Here is a 17,964-nt window from a genome sequence, read left to right as displayed (position 1 = left end):
AGACGACGTTTCCTTTGGCGAGGAGAGTCGTTGTGTTGGTATGACAAGTCTTGCTGAGCATCTGGTCTCGGATGAGTTGTGGGAGCTGTTTCGGCGGGTGGTGCCGGAGACGGTGGTGGTGCGTCCGCAGGGCGGGGGCCGTCGGCGGGCCGGGGACCGTGAATGCCTGACCGCGATCGTGTTCGTGGCCACGTCGGGCTGTTCCTGGCGGCAGTTGCCGCCGGTGTTCGGGCCAGTCTGGCCCACCGTCTACCGACGTTTCGCGCGGTGGACTCAGCAGCGTGTGTGGGCTCGCCTGCACCGCGTCATCCTCGATGAACTCGGTGCTCAGGGGGGATTGGACTGGTCACGATTCGCCGTGGACTCGGTCAGTGTCCGCGCCCTCAAAGGGGGCAGTTGACGGGACCGAATCCGACCGACCGCGGCAAGTTGGGATCGAAAATCCATCTTGTCGTCGACCGTGCCGGCCTGCCCGTCTCTGTCGCGATCTCGGCCGCCAACACCCACGACAGCCTGGCCCTGCAACCGCTGGTCATGGGGATCCCGCCGGTCCGCAGTCCTCGCGGTCCGCGGCGTCGCCGGCCGGCAAAGCTCCACGGCGACAAGGGCTACGACTATCCCTACCTGCGTCGATGGCTCCGTGAGCGGAACATCGTTCCTCGCATCGCCCGCCGCGGTGTCGAGAACTCACAACGCCTGGGCCGACACCGCTGGGTGGTCGAGCGCACCATGTCCTGGCTCAGCGGATGCCGCCGCCTCCACCGACGCTACGAACGCAAGCCCGAACACTTCCTGGCCTTCACCGCCATCGCCACCAGCCTCATCAACCACCGCCGACTCACCAAGTGAAACGACGTCTAAGCGGTGCGTCGCTGATAGGCGAGGTCCACGATGCTGACGGCGGCCGTACACAAGCACCGTGCCGTCTGAGGGGGTCCTGCCCGACTATTCGTCCGTTCGCACGGTCCACCTCCACGGTGCCGGCACCCAGGTGCTGGCGCGGTGAAACCAATCAGCACCTCTCACGACGGCGTACGCAACGGTGGGCAATGGATGCCATTGTTTCCTGGGCTGCAGCTGCGAAACGCAAGAGTCGGCGCAGGAGGCGCGGATGGTATCCAGCAGAGTCTCGTGCGAGGGTGAGGAATTAGGGTGCGGGATGTGGCATGGCACGTTGTTGGAGTGGCCGAGCGGGTCCGCTCGGATGCGTGCGGGGATAGCGCCTGCTTCCAGGCAACAGCTACCTAAGTGAGCGACCCTCGCACCGCGTCTACCAGCGCGTGCGCGCGCATATCGTCAGCTCCCCCGACGACGTGGTTCATCACGTAGCTGAAGGCAATGCCCTGCCGAGGGTCGGCGAAGCCTAGTGAGCCGCCTCTGCCAGTGTGGCCGAAGGAGTTCGGCCCGATCATGGGGTTGGTCTCGGTAGGCAACATGTACCCGGAGCTGAATCGGCTCGGGATCAGCATCACCTGGTCCTTCCCCTTGGCCTGCTCCTTGGTCGCCGACTGCAGGGTTTCGAGAGTAAGCAGGCGCACGTCGTCCACCTTGCCGATCAGCGCGGCGTACATGCGCGCCAGTGCGCGTGCGGTGCCGACGCCGTTGGAGGCTGGGAGTTCGGCGGCCTGCACGTCGGGGGAGTCGAAGTCGATCTCGGAGGGGTCGGTGACTGCGTACGCCCTGTTGCTGAACGACTGCGGATCCCGCCACGCGGCCACCTGTTCGCAGAGTTCCTCGGGCACCGCCTCGGCAGGCACGGCGGTCAGGTCCACGGCCGGCCGCTGGTACACCATGCGGCTGACTCGGTTGCGTTGTTCCACGGGCAATCCGATGAAGAAGTCGAGCCCGAGGGGGGCGGCGATCTCCTCGGCGAAGAAGCGGCCCGGCGTCCGGCCGGACGCCCGGCGGATCACTTCGCCGACGAGCCAGCCCCATGTCCGACCGTGGTATCCGTGTGCCGTGCCTGGAGTCCACTGGGGACGCTGAGCGGCAAGTGCGGCCGCCATCGGGTGCCAGGCCAACGCCTCATTCAGCGGGACGGGTTGGTCCAGTGTGATCAAGCCGGCCTGGTGGGACAGCAGCCAGCGCACCGGGATGTCTGCCTTGCCGTTCGCGGCGAACTCCGGCCAGTACTTCGCCACCGGCGCGTCCAGGTCCAGCGCGCCGCGCTCGGCCAGCATGTGCGCCGCGGTCGCGGTTGCCCCCTTGGTTGCCGAGTAGACGAGCTGCAGGGTGTCCCGCGTCCACGGCCGACCAGTCTCGGGGTCGGCAATGCCACCCCACAGGTCCACCACCGGGTGGCCGTACTGGTACACGCACACCGCCGCGCCGATGTCCCCGTGCTGGGAGAAGTTCGCTGCGAACGCCTCACGAACCGGTTCGAACCCAGCCGCGATCTCACCGTGGATCGTCGTCATGCCGTCCATCCTGGCATTCGGACTGTGTGCTCCGAGGGGGTGGGTTCAGCCTGGAAGTCCGAGGGGTGACGGTCATGCCGCGACGGGCACGGCCTGAAGGCGCTCGCGGAACTCACGCACAGCGGGGACGGACTTGCGCGGTTCGAGGTGTGCGGAGAACTCCTTCAAGCGGTCCAGTGCCCGTACGGAACTGACGCTGCTCTCCAGGAGTTCGGTGCCGTAGTTCGCGGCGTCAAGCGCCCCGTCCAGGTCACCGCCAGCGAGCCGGGCTTCGGCCAGACGACTGGAGCGTACGGCCTTGTCCCGAGGAGCCGCGCTCTTCACGGAGATCTCCAGGGATCCCGTCGCGCGCTCCACCTGCCCGGATCGCAGCAGGACCTTGCCCTCGGTCGACTTCAGCTGGGCTTCACCGAACCAGTTGAGCCAGTCCGGGTTTTCCTGCGTCGTGTGGCGCTCCCAGTGGGACACAGCGCGGTTGAGCGCTGTTCCGGCGTTCCGGTGGTCGCCGTCGCGGGACAACGCCTCGGCCTTGTGCAGGTAGAGGAAGGACTGGGTGTACGGCGACAGCGTGCGAGGGGCGTTGTCGATGGCGGTCGAGATGAGGGCGACGCGCTCCGCGGTCCGTCCGGCCTCGGAGACGTGAACGCCCATCTCCGCGAGGATGAAGGCGCCGAACGTGTCATCGCCGGCGGTACGGGCGCTGCGCAGGGCTCCGACGTAATACCGCTGGCCAGCGGAGCGCAGCCCGGCGTCGTAAGCCATCCAGCCAGTCAGGTGCGACACCCGGGCCGCCAGGGCATAGAGGCGGAGGCGGACGCTCTCCGTGTACCGGCCGGTGCTGAGGAGGCCGGTGACGAGGGCGAGATCGCCGCGTGCCTGCTCCAGGAGCGTGGCGCCGCCAAGTTGGTCGTCGAGGGTACGGAGCGTGCTGATGCGCTGCTCGATCGTCGAGACCATCGTGTCCGTGACCTGATCCCCGCCCAAGGCCGAGGCGAAGGCGGACGGCGCGTCCACCCAGCTCGCCGCAAGGCCCGTCAGGGCGGCGCCGGTGATGGTGAGAAAGCCCCGGCGATCCATGCGGCCACTCCCGACGAGTTCGGACAACGCCTCAACGGTACCGGCCTCGGTCCACGGGGCGGTGAGTCCCGTGACCTCCCAAACCGGAAGCCATCGGGGCCAACCTTCCTTGCGCGCCTGCTCGTACGGGACGCGCAGGAGGTCGGCGAGTACGTGCTGGGCGTCGGCGTCCGGCTCCTGTCCCTGTTCCCACTTCCATACGGTGGTCCGGTTGGTTGCGAGCGGGATTCCGAGTGACCTCCCGTGCGCCTGCATGAGTCGGGCGAACTCGGCCTTCCCCCACCCGCGAGTCTGGCGGAGGAAGCTCAGCGGGTGGACTGCCAACGGCTCACCAGGCATGTCATCGCTCCCGTCATCCCCTCGCGGCGTAGTGGGGAGGCTACTTCGCGTGGCCGCGTACGGGGAGGGCGTCCCCATGAGGAACCCCCTAGAAACGTTCCGCCTTGCTGGCTGCGGCCGTTGACTGAGTATCAGCCGTCCACGGAACCCGAGCAGGGCGACCACTCCTGGAACGGTTCTCAGATCGGCGGCTCCGCCCCTGCTTCCCCGTCGGGGACGGAGCCGCTCTCCAACTCCTTGGAGGCGTCCGCCATGCCCACGCTCGTCCATCGGTTTGTCCTCGCGGGTGAGGAAAGGGAAGTGTCCCTCGCCCGGCGCACGGTCGTCGACAAGGTGCGTGCGTGGGGTGTGCCGTTGGACGACGAGACGGCTGACGCTATCCGTCTTGTCGCCTCTGAGCTCATCACCAACGCCGTGGTCCACGGGAGAGGGCCCGTCACCGTAGCGCTGTACCACCGCTCTGGTCGCTTGGTGATCGACGTCCTTGACGCCAATCCTTCTGCCCCACAGACGAGTTGTGCCCATGCCGACGCCGAGAGCGGGCGTGGCTTGGCACTGGTCGAGGTTCTCGCTTCGCGGTGTGCCTGGGAGCCTGTCGGCCGGGGGAAGCGCGTATGGGCGGAGATCGCGCTGCCCAAGGCGGCGCCCGCCATCCGAGCAGCCGTTCTGCGCAGGTTATTCGTACTACGGCCGAAGCAGGGCGTGGGAGCCGAGCCTGAGTCGCTCTCCCTGGCGGTCGCGTGATGGGGCGGCACGCTTTACGAGCGAATCCGCTTCCTGATCCCGACGTGGTCTTCCGGCCTACCCGCCGCGACATCGACCCCGTCACCAGGGAGCCCACTGACTACACGCTATGGGATCGCCACGAATGGCAGGCCCGCGGCGAGTGCTGGCTGTGGTGCGGACGTGACGACGTCGAGGTGACGTGGATCGGGCCCGTCCGGTCGAGCGGCCTGCACGCGGCCCTCTACGCCTGCCGTGCGTGCTTGTACGAACTGGACCAGCGCGTTCTGGAGATCAACATGCGCGAGGACGCCGACGGTCTGCCGATTGACCGCTGACCTGACCTGCCCTGTCCGGTGGCGCCGGACTGCAGCTCATCGCGCGCCCAATGACCGCCGCCCCACGGCAACCCCCTCCTCCCATAGCCGTGGGGCGGCCATCGACCTCCCGTCGGAATCCCAGCGGGAGAACCGAAAAGGAAGGAGCACGAGGTGACCGAGCCCACGACACCGCCTCCGGCCCGGAGCAGCCTCCTGGTGGCGGTGAAAGAGCTGACCGCCGTCCACGACCGCTACGACAGCCTCCGGTCGGACAACCAGGGCAGTTCCGGCGACGCGCCGTGGCCGGGCGGCGACGGCAACCTGCACGACAGCGAGTAGGCACCAAGCGGTGAGGGCCGGCGTGGTCGGCCGCACCGACCCTCACCGTGTCCGCATCAGTGGTCGAACCCATGGAGGACGCACGATGGAACACCGGTTGATCAGCGCCATCGAGGCAGCGCTCGGATGGACTGGAGCCGAAGAACTCGGCAAGGACTTCGTACGCGGGAGCATGGACGACCCCGCACTCGTCTCCCGCATCATGACCCCGAACCGCCTGCTTGACGTAGCGATGCGCAGGAGCCTGAACCGCCCGCAGTTCCGGTGCTTCCAGAAGGGCGAGGAGGTCCATCCGGCCATCTACTACACCGACAGCGTCAGCCCCCGCGGCCAGAGCATCTCCATGGTCAACGTGCGCAGCCTGGGCAGGCTCCTGGGCGAAGGCGCGACGGTGATCATGGATCAGGCCAACGTCTTCGATCCGACGATGGAGGTCGCCTGCCGGGCCCTGCAGTGGTGGTCCCGCGAGCGAGTTCAGGTCAACGCGTACCTGACGACGAACGACGCCTCCGGCTTCCCCCTGCACTGGGACGACCACGATGTCGTCATCGTCCAGCTGGCCGGTGAGAAGGAGTGGGAGGTCCGCGCGACCTCCCGCGCGGTACCGATGTACCGGGACGCCGACCCCAACAGCACTCCGAGCGACGAGATCATCTGGTCCGGCCTGATGCGGACCGGCGACGTCATGCACATTCCGCGGGGCCACTGGCACCAGGCGACACGGACCGGTAGCGGCTCCGGCAAGAGCCTTCACGTCACGTTCGGCATCACCAAGCGCACAGGGGCGAGCTGGCTCGCGTGGCTGGCCGACTGGTGCCGTGAGCGCGAGATCTTCCGCCACGACCTCGACCGGCGGCACGGAACCGGCAGCGAAGCCCTGACCGAGGCCGCCGCCCAGCTGATCAGCGAGCGCCCGCCGGCCGACTTCTTCGACGCATACGAGCAGGCGACGACCCTGCCCCGGCACGTGCCGTTCCTCGACATACTCGGGCCGCTCGACGCCGTGGTGTGCACCACCCATTTCCCGCCCCAGATTCAGGAGCACGGAGAGACCGTCGACATCGTGGCCTCAGGGAAGAAGCTCACCCTCGCGGCCAAGGCACTGCCCGCTCTGCGTCTGCTGCTGAGCGGCAGGCCGGTAGAGCTGGAACAGGCCGCGGCCGTCGCCGGGGCCGAAGTGGCGGAGGTCGCCGAGATTCTGGTGAAGGAGGAGCTGTGCGCAGTACTGACCCCCGAGTTGTCCTCGGGCTACACCGGTCTCGTCACGAACGCCGACTCCTGACCGGGGCGCTCGACCTCGGCGTCACGGCACTCGACACCAGCACCAACTACCTCGGCTTCCGTTCGCATCAGGTCCTGGCGCAAACGGCCAGCGACTTGCTGCCGAAGTTCACCGTCTCCACGAAGGTGGGCTACTTTCCGGCACCGGGCGGGGCGGAGCATTCCTTGGACCCCGTACGTCTGCACGCGGCCATGGAACAGGCCGCCGAGGACCTCGGGCGGGAGCCGGACCTGGTGTTCCTGCACAACCCGGAGCATTCGCTCTGTGCAGCCGCCCCTCATAACCAGGACGCGCTGGTACAGGCGTGCGCCACTCTCGACGCGGCCGTGGAGAAGGGACTCTGCGCCGCCTGGGGCGTCGCGTCCTGGGACCCGTCACCGCTGCTGAGCCTGATCGACACGACCGCACCGAGGCCGGCGGTCCTCATGGTCCGCGCCGGCTTGCTGGTAGGAGACAGGACGCTGGACGCTGCGGATGCCCTCACCGAGGCATGGGGCCTGGAGGGCGGCGAGGTGTGGGGGATGAGTCCTTTCGGGGGCAGTACCAGCACTCCGGTGTGGGACAGGATCGACCCACGCGTCTTCCTCCGGGACGACAGCCGACTATCCCGCGTACAGGCAGCGTTCAGAGCCGCCTACCACCTCCCGCGGGTCGGCACCGTCGCCGTGGGGACCGATGAGCCCGCCCATCTCGGCGAACTCGTCGGCGCCCTGGCGGGTGGGGTCGACGAGCGGACCGTCCAGGAATACCGGAGCCTCCTCCGAGACCTCTCACGCGCTCAGCCCGCCTGAAGCTCCTCGATGACCTGCTCAGCCATGCGCCGGGCGGGTTCCAGCCGAGGGTCCTCCGGGTGCGCGTACGGCCCGAGGATCTTCGAACAGGCGAACAACGTCATCAACTTGCCGTCCCGGCTCTCGAAGTCTGACCGGCGCTCGCGCCTCACACGATCGGCCAGAGCCGGGACCGCAAGAGAACTCGCCCACAGGGAAGACGAATCCAGCCCCAGCGGCGCGCTTCCCCAGTCCTCCCAGTCGAAGAGACTGAACGTTGGAGCCGTCATGTTGGCCCAGTTCAGGTCAGCGTGGGCCGGCACCCACCGCTCCACAGTTGTATCGAAGTCGCCGGAGAAGACCCCGCGGATGGACTCGGTGACGAGGGCCTGCGTGATGGTGTTGGAGTCCGGTGTGGCGATCCGCCTGGTGGCCTGTGCCGACAGAACGTCCAACGAGGCGTTCAACGCCTCCCACCAGTCGTCCGTCAGCTCCGGGGCCTCACTCAAGATGGCGCTTCCGACGGGAGCCCCCGGCAGGAGGCCGGTTTCGTCGGCCCGCCACATCGCCGGCTCGTCCATGTCCCGCCAGACCACACATCCGTGCCACTCAGGCTGGGCGATGCCCTCTAGACGTGCGGCACTTTCGGTGCCGTTCCATCCCTGATCGGGGATCCTCTCGAGCGAGCGCCGCTCGATCCGCACCCAGGTGTCGCGGACCGTCCTGGCTCCCACGGATCGGCGTTTGCGCACCACCGTGTCCGGGAGCAAGTGCACCTGCAGAGATCGCTCGACGCGACTAAGAACCTCGTCCACCTGCTGCACTCGTAGATCAACAGCCTGACCCGTGGAGACCGAGAGCGTCATGGAGGCGACCGTAGCAGTGGAGCGGTCGGAAGTGCCCGTCGCCGAGGGACGTGCGGTAGGGCCAGCCACTTCAGAACCCGGTTGTGCCCTTTGCGGGGCAGCTACAAGCTTCGGTGGTTTCGGCGACCTGTGACTTCATCGCGGGACGGTAGCCAACACGACTTGGCTCACGGTGGCAGATCAAGAGAACGGATACGGCGATCAAGATCACCTGGTAAACGGTCAAGATCGCTTGTCAGGGACAGCCGCGCAAACCAGGCGCCGTACATCGCAGGGCCCGGAACGCAGCGGAGTCACTCGACTGCATAGACAGCGAAGCTAGTCCGAGCAGGTCAGCGGCTTCCGTCGGACTAACTTCCCTGTCAACAGACACCAGTTCTGTCCTTTGACAACGAAGTTAGTCGTGTGCGAGCTGCTGACCTGGGTCGACCAGATTGGATGTCGGCGAGTCGTGTCCCGTCTCAATGGATCTGATCCGGGGTAAGGGGTGCGACCTGCGGCGACCAGATCAGTTGAGACGGAGAGCCGTCGTGCGGCAGCACACCTTCCGCTCTCGGGATGGGACCGTAGCCGCCGTCGGCTCGAATTTTCGCGACGAGCTGCCCGAGTTCGGCCAGGGTGTCCTTGCCGAGCAGTGAAGGGTTCGCTTCGAGCATCAACGCGACGTATTCCCCGATGCGCTGAGGCGTGAGATCGTCCGTCGCCAGCTCCACCGGACCGTCCTCCCCCTCGTCCACGACCCGGGCGTTGCGCACCAGCCGTAGCTGCCCATCGCTGTATATCCTGGTCAGCACAGCCTCAGCGAGCCGCTTCCGTGCCTCCGCGCCGCTCATGGTCGTCCGCTGATCGCCTGAGACGGTGTCGACTTCCAGGCCCTCCGCAGCCTCAGCCCGGCGGTCACTCGTGCGGCTTCGTGTCACGCTGCTCCACTTCGCTTTCACGGACGGGAGCGCTTGGTTGGTCCACTTGGCCTTCATTGCCGGAAGCGCTTGTTCGTTCCACCACTTCCTGACGTGCGGCGCGGCCTTCTCCGCCAATCTGAGGCCGATCTGGACGAGCACCTCGGCGAGGAACTCCGCGTTCTCTCGACGCTCCTGCGCTTGGGCCTCCGACTCGTGCCGGTCAGCGTCGGGATAACCCTGCGGGTACGTCGCCCCCGGATCCGGCTCGTTCTCCTTCAAGAAGATCTCGGCTTGACCCACCTGATTGGTGTCGGGGTCACGTGTCATGCCGCGATAAGCGCCCTCGGTCTTCCTCGACTGCGTGAGACGCGCGCCCTTCGGGACTCTGACAATCGCCGGGTGCTCGTCGTACTCGCTGCTGTCCATGCCCCACCTCGATCTGCGGGATGCCCTGTGTCCGCCGCCCGCACCCCCGGGAGCAATCCCCCCGACACTGTACGTCTGGCCGCCGGCCCCGTACGGCGGATTGCCCACCAGATCGTCTGCGACAGGGACCCCCTCGTCACATACCGGCATTCGACACCCCCAGCGTGATCGCCCCTCCGACTAGATTCACTGTCAGAAAGGCCGAAGCGACCGGGTTCGCTATCAAGCGCCTCGATTGGTGTAGGTTCGCGCCGCTTGTGGCCAACAACGGCACTGTGACCTGGTGGTTATTGTGCGGTCTCACGGCTTGGCCAGTCGTCCGGTCTCAAGGCCGTGGCCGAATCCTCGGGACAGCTACCGAGGGGCAAGGATATGACCTGCGGAGTCGGCCTCGGGGTCCTAGATGATCAATTCCAAGGGATGCCTGCGGAGGGTGTGGGATGGGCGGCGGCCGAAGCCACCGCGAGACGGTCAGGCGGCGGGCTGCCGACCCTGGTTGTCGAGGTGGCAGAGGGCGGTCAGGCGTCAGGGTCGACTTCGGGGTGCGTGAACCGCACGGGCTTGCCCAGCGACCGGGCGTAGGCGATTTCGGCTCGGGTGCTGTCTCCGATGTAGTCGCCGACTACGAGCACCTCATCAGCGAGCCGGATCTTCGCCCGGTGCAGATCGTCGAGTCGAACCTTCAGCGCCTCGGCCTCGACAGGATCGGACCAAAGTTCGTGCGGCGACTTCATGTCACAGCCCGGTTTGACGACAATCTTTCCGGCTTTGGTCTCCCGCAGATCGGCCTCGTTCATCTCGGTCATGAAGCGGGTGGAGCCGCAGATCGCGACGATACGCGGGAGGCTCAACAGCTTCTTCGCGTCGGCGAGCTTCTCCTCGGGGGTGAGCAGTTGCGGGTATGACACTGGTTCCTCCTGGTGGTGTGGTCCAAGGGGTGCCTGGGGACGAGAACGAGGGTGTCACGTGGGCCGGCGGGCCGGGCGGCGGTGCATCGACCCCCGCCGCCCGGCCCGCCGGCCCACGTGTCCAAGCCCGGTTCAATGTGAGCCCGCCTGGCCCAAGCGGTGACGCTGGCTTGTCACGAGGGCGAGCGCTGGCGCTTCTTGGTCACCCATGTGGTCCTGGACAACTCGTCCGCCTTGCTGATCGCTAGACGTTTCACCTCAGCTAGCGGCGGATACATGGTGTCCTTGGTGATCGGGTCCTTTTCTCTCTTGAGTAGATCGTTTAGGGGGCGCTTCCAACGCGCGGGAATGCGGACCGTCCAGGCCGTAGCGGACCACGCTTTCCCTGGTGCGTTGCGTTGCGGGAACCGGATGCTGAGGGTCGTGATCTTGGCCAGGTCCTCTGCTGCCAATACACGGCCATGAAACTGCATCTGCCGCCGGGAGTAGCTGGCGATGAGGCCGCCTACGAGGAAGCATCCCCGCTGGGCGCGCATTCGGGGGTCTAGGTCCTGTGGATCAATGACTGCCACTCGGCCCGTCCAGCTCGATTTGGCGTACTGCTCCCCGCGTGCAGCGTTTGCCCATTCCAACTGGTGTTGGTCGGAAAGGTTGATGGTGTCTATCTCGCCGTCATCGCTTGGGTGGAGCTGGATCACGAAAAGTCGGCCGTCCAGGTCATGGTCCTGATCCACGGCGAAGAACAGAGATTCCATCGGGGACTTCGACACGTCGATGAGCCGGGTCGGGATGCCGTGATGCTGCAAGAGGCCCAGGAGTTGTCCGTCCGTCATAAGCCGTCCAAGCCCTTGTCGTCTCATGACTTGCAGTATGTGTTCCTCTACCTTGGCCATCCTGTATTCGGTGACTCTTGATACTGAGGCGCTAAGGACCCGGAAGAGGCTAGAGGAGAGACCGTGATCAGCATTGGACTGCCCCCGATAGAAGATGTTCTCAGCCGATGAGTGAGGCAGTACGGGACAGCCCGCCGAGTGACTACTTTCTGCTCCATCTCTGAGCCATTCCCACAGGCTTTCTGGCGTGTCATTCAGTCCAATCTGTGAGTTGATCTCACGTTCTGCAAAGAATTCCCCAGCCAGCGAACCGGTAGCACGCGGGCGCACCGTGGCGCGAGTGCCGCCGCCTTGATTACGGCCAGCCGTCTGGTACGAGTCAGCAGACATGCTCGAAGAATAGGTGAGCGCGGCTGGCGTAACAGCGCAATGAGAGGCGCCTCAGCGCCGGGAAACGACAGAGAAGCGAACCTCGGAACCTACTGACGGGTCACTTGTGTCTGGGCTACGACTCCGGGGCCGAGTCTCGCAGGTGGCCACCACGTGGCCATCGGTCATGAGATTCGGCCACGGAACCTGAGATCCCACAATTGGATGACGAAGGACAAGTTCGCCGGGGGCAGACAGGAAAGATCCCGAAAGGACTGGTGCGTTGCGGCACGGCATGTCAACGTACAACGCCCTGCCGGAAGAACTGACGCCCGAGCCCACGGAGGCGCCCCTGCACCCGCACCACCCCAGTGACCCTTCTCGTTCCGACTTGCCAGACCCGATGTACTGGGTCACTCCGCGCCACCTGGCAGGTGATGACGGCGCGCTCGCCGAGCGGATCGGCGACACACTGACCGGCCTCGGCTGGCGTATGTGGCCCACCTCCAGCCACACGCTGCTGTATGTGAGCCCGGACGGGCTGAGCGGCGCCGAGTGGATCCTCGCGGCCTACCCGTTCGAGCTGGGCGGACTGCCCGTTGCTTGGCAGCTGAGCGCCCGCCCGCATGCTGCCTCCGCGATGACGGAGTGGAACGCGTACTTCACCTCCGGCGTCCCGTACGAGGCGCTCGCTGATCTCATCGTCGCGCTCGACGCCCGTGAGGTGCCGGATGCTGGCTTCGAAGGGCCCGAGACGGTCCTCAACGCCCTCGGTGCCCAAGGCTGGATCCGTGACGTGGACTGTCCCCTCACCACCGCCATGGACCCCGGGTTCTCCGCCACCGTCTCCCTGGGACTGCAGCCGCCGCTTGTCCAGGACGCGGATCCGCACCCTGACTTGATGGGGTGGCAGGCGTGGGCGGAACCCGTTCTCGGCACCCCATATCTGTGGTGTGCCAGCTTCAGCGCCAGTGTCCCGCACGACCTGGTCGCGGCATTCGCCTCCTCGCTCGCCTCACCGGTCCCGGTGCCCCGCCGCACCGTGCCCAAGAGCGCGGAGGGCCGGCTCAACTTCGTCCGCCGCAGCTGACGATCCGCGCCCTGCAGTGCTTCTTGTGCTGTTCGTCGCCAATTCCCCTGAGTGCACGTTCCCCTGTGTCCGTCAGATGACAGAGATGGAGACCGTATGTTCCGACGACGTGCTCGCGCAGACCGCGAGTTCCGTGAGGCCCAACGTGAGGCGTTCGCGCTGCTGCAGATGCATGCACACGAGCTTCTGCCATTCGACATCGTCCGTGCTGAGGCGCCGATGTCGACCGGATCGGCCTCGGCGACCATGACGCCGGATTTCCCACCAGCCGATCTGCGGGCGCCGTCCCGACAGGACGTCGAGGGAGCGATGATGCGGTGGATGCAGCCGCTCGTCATCGACAGCGAGATCCGCGCGTGCCCGACGTGCGGCGCGTACCGGGACTGGATCGTCTTCTGCCTTCGCGACGACTCGGTGTGGCTGCGCTGTCGGGCCGGCCACCAGGTGATGGAGCCCCGTCTGGACGCGGCCTGGTACAACCGCAACTCCGGTCCGGTCGACCACTGGCACCCCACCTTTGAGGACGGGCTGCGCCACCTCGGCCACTGACCTCCGAAACCCCACTCCCTACCCCTGCATTTCGCCGGCGCCGGAGGCCCGGCTGGTCAGACCGTTCGTTCCGTAGCGATTTTGGGGTTCCGCATGCGCCTTCGCACCACGACCGTTCGCAACCTGAGCGCCCTCGCCGCCCTGGCCCTGGCTGGCTGCACCACAGGCAGCATGCCCGCCCACGATCCGGCCTCCTCCGCCTCCGCGCCCAAACAGCAGGAGCCAGCTGCTCACCTATTCCGTCGGCCAGCAGCGCAGCGTTGTCCAGCAGACGGCGATCCGCATCGCCAACGTGCTGGTGGTCGTTTCCGGCTCGCCGGGTGTTGTCGACGCGCACTTGGCGAAGGCCGTTGACAAAGTACAGCGCACACGGTGACTGCAGGGGACGCGAAGGGGGCCGGTGACCGGGATGGCTTCCCGGTCACCGGCCCCTTCCTCATCTGGGGGTGCGGTCGGTGCCGTCGTCTGTCAGAAGGTGTACGGGGTGAACGGACGGACCGGTTCGGCCGCCGCGTTGACCAGCCGCTGGAGCTTCAACCGCTCGTTCTTGTTCATGATGTCGATGGCCTTGCCGAAGGACTGCTCGTCGAGCTGGTCCAGGAAGGGGGCGAGGAAGCGGTCCAGGACCTCGGGGGCTTCGAGCCAGGTCTGCAGGTACTCGTGATACAGGTCAATCTGCTTCTTCGCCTCTTTGACCTCGTTGATGGTGGGCGCGAGGGCGGCGGCCTGTTCCGCCTTGGTGAAGGGGCCTCCATCGTCGTGGCGCCAGGTCTTGGTGCTGGCGTGGTACTTGAAGTACGCGCCGCACAGCTGAGCGACGACGTGTCGGCGGGGTTCGATGAGGAGGATGCGGGTGCTCCTTGTTGAGGGGTGGGGCGGTGGGGCAACACATAGGGTCCGGAGAATCCCCGGTTTCGGTAACCGGGGATGTGCAGCTACAGTCCGTCGGCTTCGTGCCGGTCCGTGGCTGCGCGTGGTGTCGTTCCTCGTGGCCCGCGCCAGGGGCTCCGGCTCAGCGGGACCGTCCGGCGTGGGATGTAGGCGGCGTGTACGCGCCCGGGAGCCCGGGATCGGTCTGCGGGGCGGTCTGAGCGGGAAGGCGGCGGGCCTGGGCGGCTCGTGCGCCGGGGCCGGGTGCATGCCGGTCGCCGAGGCGTTGGATGCGCCAGACGAGGACCTCGGATGCTGACTTCGCGTCGTCCAAGGGGCGGTGCTGGGCTGCCTGCTGGAGGACGGTGGCCGGGTTGTGGCCAGCGGCTTCGGCGGCGGCGAGGGCGGCGGTGAGGGCGGGCCAGGCGTTCTCCGTGAGGATCTGTTTGGCGTGGCGGGGCAGGACCTCGTGCAGGGCGCGGACGTACCGGTGCACCGTGTTGTCGGAGGGATAGCGCCTGCCGAGTTCAGTGAGGCTGGTGGGGGCTATCTGGTCGTAGGCGGCTTGCAGGTGGGTGAGCGTCTGACGGGCGGCGGCCACCTGCCGGTCGTGGTGGTGCAGTGCGCTGCGGCGCTGGACTGCGAGGACGACGAGGATGGCGGCGTCCAAGAGCATGGCCAGCCCGGTGTGGTCCGCTGGCTGGTAGCGCATGGCCTTGAGCGCGCCCCGCAGTGCGCGGGCGTGCTGGTGGTCGGCGCGGGCGCGGGTGTGGGCGGCGTGTTCGAAGGCGGCAGCCGCACGGTGGAGTTCGGCCTGGAGTCGGACAGGAGCATGGGCGGGTAGCGCGTAGAGGACTTCGCCGAAGACGGTGAGGTGGGCCTGGACGGCGCCGTCGTCGGCGTGGGCGAGGTGGTGGGGGATGCGTTCGGCGGCAGCGGTGGCCACATGCCATGGGCTGGGGCGGTGCTGGCGAGCTGATGAGGCTGCGGTGGGCTGCGCCTCGGTGGCGGCCAGGCGCTGTTGGATCTGGGGGAGGGACAGGTCGGTGGCGAGGCTGGAGCCGGAGAACCAGATGGGCGTGCCGTCGTCGGACAGGGCGACCTTGTAGCCGCCGAGGTCGCCGGAGGGCAGTGTGCGGGTCTCGACCTGAAGGCCGGCATCGGCGAGCAGGTTGAAGAACTCCTCCAGATCCTTCGCGTGGGACAGCGCGGTACGCACGACGTGCCGCAGCCGCTCACGCGCGGTCTTGTCGTGGCCCCGTCGCTTGGCCTCCTCCTGCTCGGCCCGGGTGGAGCGCTTCACCGCCGAGGTGCCGGCAGCAGCTTCGGGACCACGCGCAACCCGGGTGAGGCCGAAGTCTTCCTCGACGGCTGTGAGTTCGTTCATGGCGCGGCGGTAGTCGTTCCAGTTCCGCGGCGGACGCAGATCACCGCGCACCTTGGTGGCGACGATGTGGATGTGGTCCTCCGCGTGACGCACAGCAACCCAGCGGCAGCCGTCCGGATCGCTGTCAGGTGCGATGCCGGTCGCGTGCACCATGCGCCGGGCGATGGTGGCCCACTCGGCGTCGGTGAGGATGCGGTCCTCGGGTGCGGCGCGGATCGAGCAGTGCCACACGTGACCCTCAGGTGCCTTGTCGCCAGCTTGCTTGACCCGCAGATCCAGGGCCTGAGTGAGCTGGCCGAGCCGTTGCTTGTGGCCAGGGCTGTCCCAGGAGCCGGGGTCGGGGATGAAGTTGTCCCAGGAGGCGACGATGTGCTGGTCGGTGTGTTCGTTGGCGCGGCCTTTGTCGAAGAGGTAGGCCAGCACGCCGTAGGTTTTGTTGCCCGGCTTGACGATGTTCGCGATCACCTCAGACCGCCCACTTCTGCTCGGCTGCCCGGATGGCGGCGTCGTCGATCGCCCGGACCGTGTCGTGGGCGTCGGCGAGCAGGCGGTCCGCCCGGTGAAGGATCGCGGCGTCCACAGAGTGTGGATCGCCGTCCGCGTTGAGGCGGCGGGCGATCTGGTTGACGTTGTTGCCGATCCGGGCGATCTGCGCCCTCATCGTGGCGAGCTCGTCGATCGCATCGTCGTAGACCGTGCGTTCGGCGGCGACGGTGATCTCACCGCGGACGCGGGCCATGGTGGCGTCGGCAATGTAGCGGGCCATGGTCACGTGAGCGGCTTTCGCCGACGACTGGATGTCGTGCTTCTCGTGCGGCGCGAAGCGCGCGGTGACGTGCTCGGAGCGTTGCGCATCGAGGTTCGCACGGCGGTACGGCGCACGATGCGTGGCCCCAGCGGAGGGATCGGCCGGCCGCTCGCCGGCGCCAACCCGCTCCTGCTCCGGCACGCCCTCGTGCCGGAGTTGCTCCTCCGCCACCCCCGGGGCGGAGGAGTCCGCGATGGACCGGCCTATGGACGGTCCATCGCCATTGCTTGCTGCGCTGACGAGGCCGGTGATTATCTCCTCCTGAGAGGTGGGGAGTTCGTGGTGCGATTCGTGCATTGAGGGGTTTTCCTTGGGCGTTGGGGGTGGTCTCAGTGGGGGCGGCCGCCGGGCGCCGTCGGTAGCTCGGCCTTGACGGTGCGGACCACCTCGCCGGCGGTGTCGCTGGCCACGCTGTAGCCGTCCTTGCGTACGGCCTCCTCCAACAGGTCGCGGGAGAGACGTCCGTGCTCGCGGAAGAGGTCACGGGCGTATTTGTTGAGGAGGTCCCGTGTCGCGCGCGGTTTGGAGCTAGGGCGCTTCGACTCCGCCCGCGAGGCGGCGCGTGGGTCGTTGCCCGGCGGTTCCTCGCCCGGTTTTGGTTCCGGGCCGACGGTGGTGCGGACGGGCTGTTGCGGGCGGTTTTCGGGCAGGGTGCGGGCTGCCCGGTCGGCGGCGTCATTGCCCGCGACCTTGTAGGGCGGGGCGCCCGAAATTTCTGCCCGCTCTCTTGCCCCAGCCCGCGGGCGGGCCGTCGCGGAGCCGCCCCTCGTGCGTGCGGCGGTGTCGGGCCAGCGGGCGGGCAGCGGGACGGTGGCCAGGGCGAGGGCCTGTTGGCGGGTGGCGAGCTTGCGCAGCAGCAGCTCGTCCTGGCGCTCGTCGCGGTCGACGTCAGCCTGCTCCAGGGCTTGGTGCAGGCGGCGGGTGAGGCGTCGGCCTCGCCGCTTGGTGCGTTTGTCGGGTGTCATGCTCTCTGCCCGGAGGATCAGGGTGACGGCCCGGTCGAGGGCGCGGTCGCGGATGATCCGGGCGGCGTCCGCGTCCCGGTCGGCAATCCCCAGACGAGCCAGCAGCCGTTCGCGTGCCTGTCGGGTGAGGAGGGCGGCCAGGCTGCGGGAGTCGGCGTGCGGGCTGCGATGGCGCAGTTCGATGCCCATGGCCAGGTGCCAGAGCACTGCCGCCAGGACCGGGCCGACGAAAGCCCGCACAGTTCCGCCAACCAGCCCGGACTCGGCGTAGGCGGGCACGATCTGCACGCAGGTGATCACCCAGGTGAGAGTGCCGGGCACCCCGGGCGCCTGCTTGGAGCCGTTGAGGTTCGCCCGCGCCATCAGCGCGGTGGCGAACAGCGCCAGTTCGGCTGCGGCGAACATCGCGGCGCGCTCGACGGCGCTGCCCATGTCGAGGTAGTCGGCGGCGAATCGCCAGCTGGTGTCCGCGCTGTAGGCGGTACAGCCGATCGCGGCGACAGCGGCGACCGGGATCGCGGCGGTGCTACGACGCTGTCCAGCGCTCGGCTTCCGTCGGTACTTCCGCAGGGACCATGCGGCGGACAGTACGACGACGAGCAGAGCCGCGATGGCAGCAGGCGCAGGGAACCAGTGCGGCAAGGCGGGCATGCCGATGTCGTTGGCGCTGATGAGCGTGGTGGGGCCAGGGGTCATGCAGAGGCTCTCCAAGGGACCCGGGCGT

General features: G+C 67.4%; 18 protein-coding genes. 9 read left to right on the top strand and 9 right to left on the bottom strand.

Annotation, left to right across the window (positions count from 1 at the left end; all coding sequences use genetic code 11):
* Window positions 1–40: 40 nt before the first annotated feature.
* Window positions 41–849 (top strand): IS5 family transposase gene (locus tag KUF83_RS34715; protein WP_217456034.1). Its coding sequence is split into 2 segments (ribosomal slippage): window positions 41–388 and window positions 391–849, totalling 807 coding nucleotides; the frame shifts between segments, so codons are not numbered across the junction.
* A gap of 395 nt (window positions 850–1,244) precedes the next feature.
* On the opposite strand, the gene KUF83_RS34710 is transcribed toward KUF83_RS34715, so the two are convergent.
* Window positions 1,245–2,417 carry a serine hydrolase domain-containing protein gene (locus tag KUF83_RS34710; RefSeq protein ID WP_217458998.1) on the bottom strand — a complete coding sequence of 391 codons (1,173 nt, stop codon included), beginning with the start codon at window positions 2,415–2,417 and terminating at the stop codon, window positions 1,245–1,247.
* 72 nt (window positions 2,418–2,489) lie between these two features.
* Window positions 2,490–3,833 carry a transcriptional regulator gene (locus KUF83_RS34705; protein ID WP_217458997.1) on the bottom strand — a complete coding sequence of 448 codons (1,344 nt, stop codon included), beginning with the start codon at window positions 3,831–3,833 and terminating at the stop codon, window positions 2,490–2,492.
* Between the two features lie 252 nt (window positions 3,834–4,085).
* Here KUF83_RS34705 and KUF83_RS34700 point away from each other — a divergent pair, with 252 nt between their 5' ends.
* The 5 genes from KUF83_RS34700 to KUF83_RS34680 all read left to right on the top strand — a co-directional run bounded on the left by KUF83_RS34700 (window position 4,086) and on the right by KUF83_RS34680 (window position 7,288).
* Window positions 4,086–4,577 (top strand): ATP-binding protein, encoded by a 492-nt coding sequence (locus KUF83_RS34700; RefSeq protein WP_217458996.1) that lies wholly within the window; start codon window positions 4,086–4,088, stop codon window positions 4,575–4,577.
* 44 nt (window positions 4,578–4,621) lie between these two features.
* Complete coding sequence (locus KUF83_RS34695) at window positions 4,622–4,894, top strand: hypothetical protein (RefSeq protein WP_308403267.1); 273 nt, start codon at window positions 4,622–4,624, stop codon at window positions 4,892–4,894.
* 153 nt (window positions 4,895–5,047) lie between these two features.
* Window positions 5,048–5,215 carry a hypothetical protein gene (locus tag KUF83_RS34690; protein WP_217458995.1) on the top strand — a complete coding sequence of 56 codons (168 nt, stop codon included), beginning with the start codon at window positions 5,048–5,050 and terminating at the stop codon, window positions 5,213–5,215.
* Window positions 5,216–5,300: 85 nt separating this feature from the next.
* Complete coding sequence (locus KUF83_RS34685) at window positions 5,301–6,497, top strand: cupin domain-containing protein (RefSeq protein WP_217458994.1); 1,197 nt, start codon at window positions 5,301–5,303, stop codon at window positions 6,495–6,497.
* The gene (locus tag KUF83_RS34680) at window positions 6,431–7,288 is read left to right on the top strand and encodes an aldo/keto reductase (RefSeq protein WP_217458993.1); all 858 of its coding nucleotides are present in this window, start codon (window positions 6,431–6,433) and stop codon (window positions 7,286–7,288) included. Before KUF83_RS34685 ends, KUF83_RS34680 begins: the two co-directional genes overlap by 67 nt.
* Here the strand turns inward: KUF83_RS34680 and KUF83_RS34675 are convergent.
* The 4 genes from KUF83_RS34675 to KUF83_RS34660 form a co-directional block, all read right to left on the bottom strand.
* Entirely contained in the window at window positions 7,276–8,133 is an 858-nt protein-coding gene (locus KUF83_RS34675; RefSeq protein ID WP_217458992.1) for a hypothetical protein, read from the bottom strand. The two genes, KUF83_RS34680 and KUF83_RS34675, sit on opposite strands and share 13 nt — an antisense overlap.
* A 461-nt stretch (window positions 8,134–8,594) precedes the next feature.
* Window positions 8,595–9,461 (bottom strand): hypothetical protein, encoded by an 867-nt coding sequence (locus KUF83_RS34670; RefSeq protein ID WP_217458991.1) that lies wholly within the window; start codon window positions 9,459–9,461, stop codon window positions 8,595–8,597.
* 518 nt (window positions 9,462–9,979) lie between these two features.
* A complete protein-coding gene (locus KUF83_RS34665; protein WP_062651496.1) occupies window positions 9,980–10,369 on the bottom strand; it encodes a hypothetical protein in 390 nt (129 codons plus the stop codon).
* A 173-nt stretch (window positions 10,370–10,542) separates the two neighbouring features.
* Window positions 10,543–11,592 (bottom strand): FRG domain-containing protein, encoded by a 1,050-nt coding sequence (locus tag KUF83_RS34660; RefSeq protein ID WP_217458990.1) that lies wholly within the window; start codon window positions 11,590–11,592, stop codon window positions 10,543–10,545.
* A 382-nt stretch (window positions 11,593–11,974) separates the two neighbouring features.
* Here KUF83_RS34660 and KUF83_RS34655 point away from each other — a divergent pair, with 382 nt between their 5' ends.
* The 3 genes from KUF83_RS34655 to KUF83_RS34645 all read left to right on the top strand — a co-directional run bounded on the left by KUF83_RS34655 (window position 11,975) and on the right by KUF83_RS34645 (window position 14,077).
* Window positions 11,975–12,661, top strand: a complete 687-nt coding sequence (locus KUF83_RS34655; protein ID WP_217459016.1) for a DUF317 domain-containing protein — start codon at window positions 11,975–11,977, stop codon at window positions 12,659–12,661.
* Between the two features lie 321 nt (window positions 12,662–12,982).
* The gene (locus KUF83_RS42890) at window positions 12,983–13,210 is read left to right on the top strand and encodes a hypothetical protein (protein ID WP_308403265.1); all 228 of its coding nucleotides are present in this window, start codon (window positions 12,983–12,985) and stop codon (window positions 13,208–13,210) included.
* A gap of 372 nt (window positions 13,211–13,582) precedes the next feature.
* Window positions 13,583–14,077 (top strand): hypothetical protein, encoded by a 495-nt coding sequence (locus tag KUF83_RS34645; protein WP_217458988.1) that lies wholly within the window; start codon window positions 13,583–13,585, stop codon window positions 14,075–14,077.
* A gap of 145 nt (window positions 14,078–14,222) precedes the next feature.
* On the opposite strand, the gene KUF83_RS34640 is transcribed toward KUF83_RS34645, so the two are convergent.
* From KUF83_RS34640 to KUF83_RS34630, 3 genes are read right to left on the bottom strand one after another with little or no spacing between them, the layout of a single operon-like run.
* Window positions 14,223–15,932, bottom strand: coding sequence for a relaxase/mobilization nuclease domain-containing protein (locus KUF83_RS34640; RefSeq protein ID WP_217458987.1), 1,710 nt, complete (start codon window positions 15,930–15,932; stop codon window positions 14,223–14,225).
* A 1-nt stretch (window position 15,933) separates the two neighbouring features.
* Window positions 15,934–16,572: a plasmid mobilization relaxosome protein MobC gene (mobC, locus tag KUF83_RS34635; RefSeq protein ID WP_217458986.1), complete on the bottom strand. Its 639-nt coding sequence runs from the start codon at window positions 16,570–16,572 to the stop codon at window positions 15,934–15,936.
* A gap of 32 nt (window positions 16,573–16,604) precedes the next feature.
* A complete protein-coding gene (locus KUF83_RS34630; protein ID WP_217458985.1) occupies window positions 16,605–17,936 on the bottom strand; it encodes a hypothetical protein in 1,332 nt (443 codons plus the stop codon).
* Between the last annotated feature and the right edge of the window lie 28 nt (window positions 17,937–17,964).

Source organism: Streptomyces sp. BV286 (assembly GCF_019090165.1).
Lineage (GTDB): Bacteria > Actinomycetota > Actinomycetes > Streptomycetales > Streptomycetaceae > Streptomyces.
Note: the sequence above shows the minus strand (reverse complement) of the source record. Positions and strands in the feature narration are given on the sequence as shown.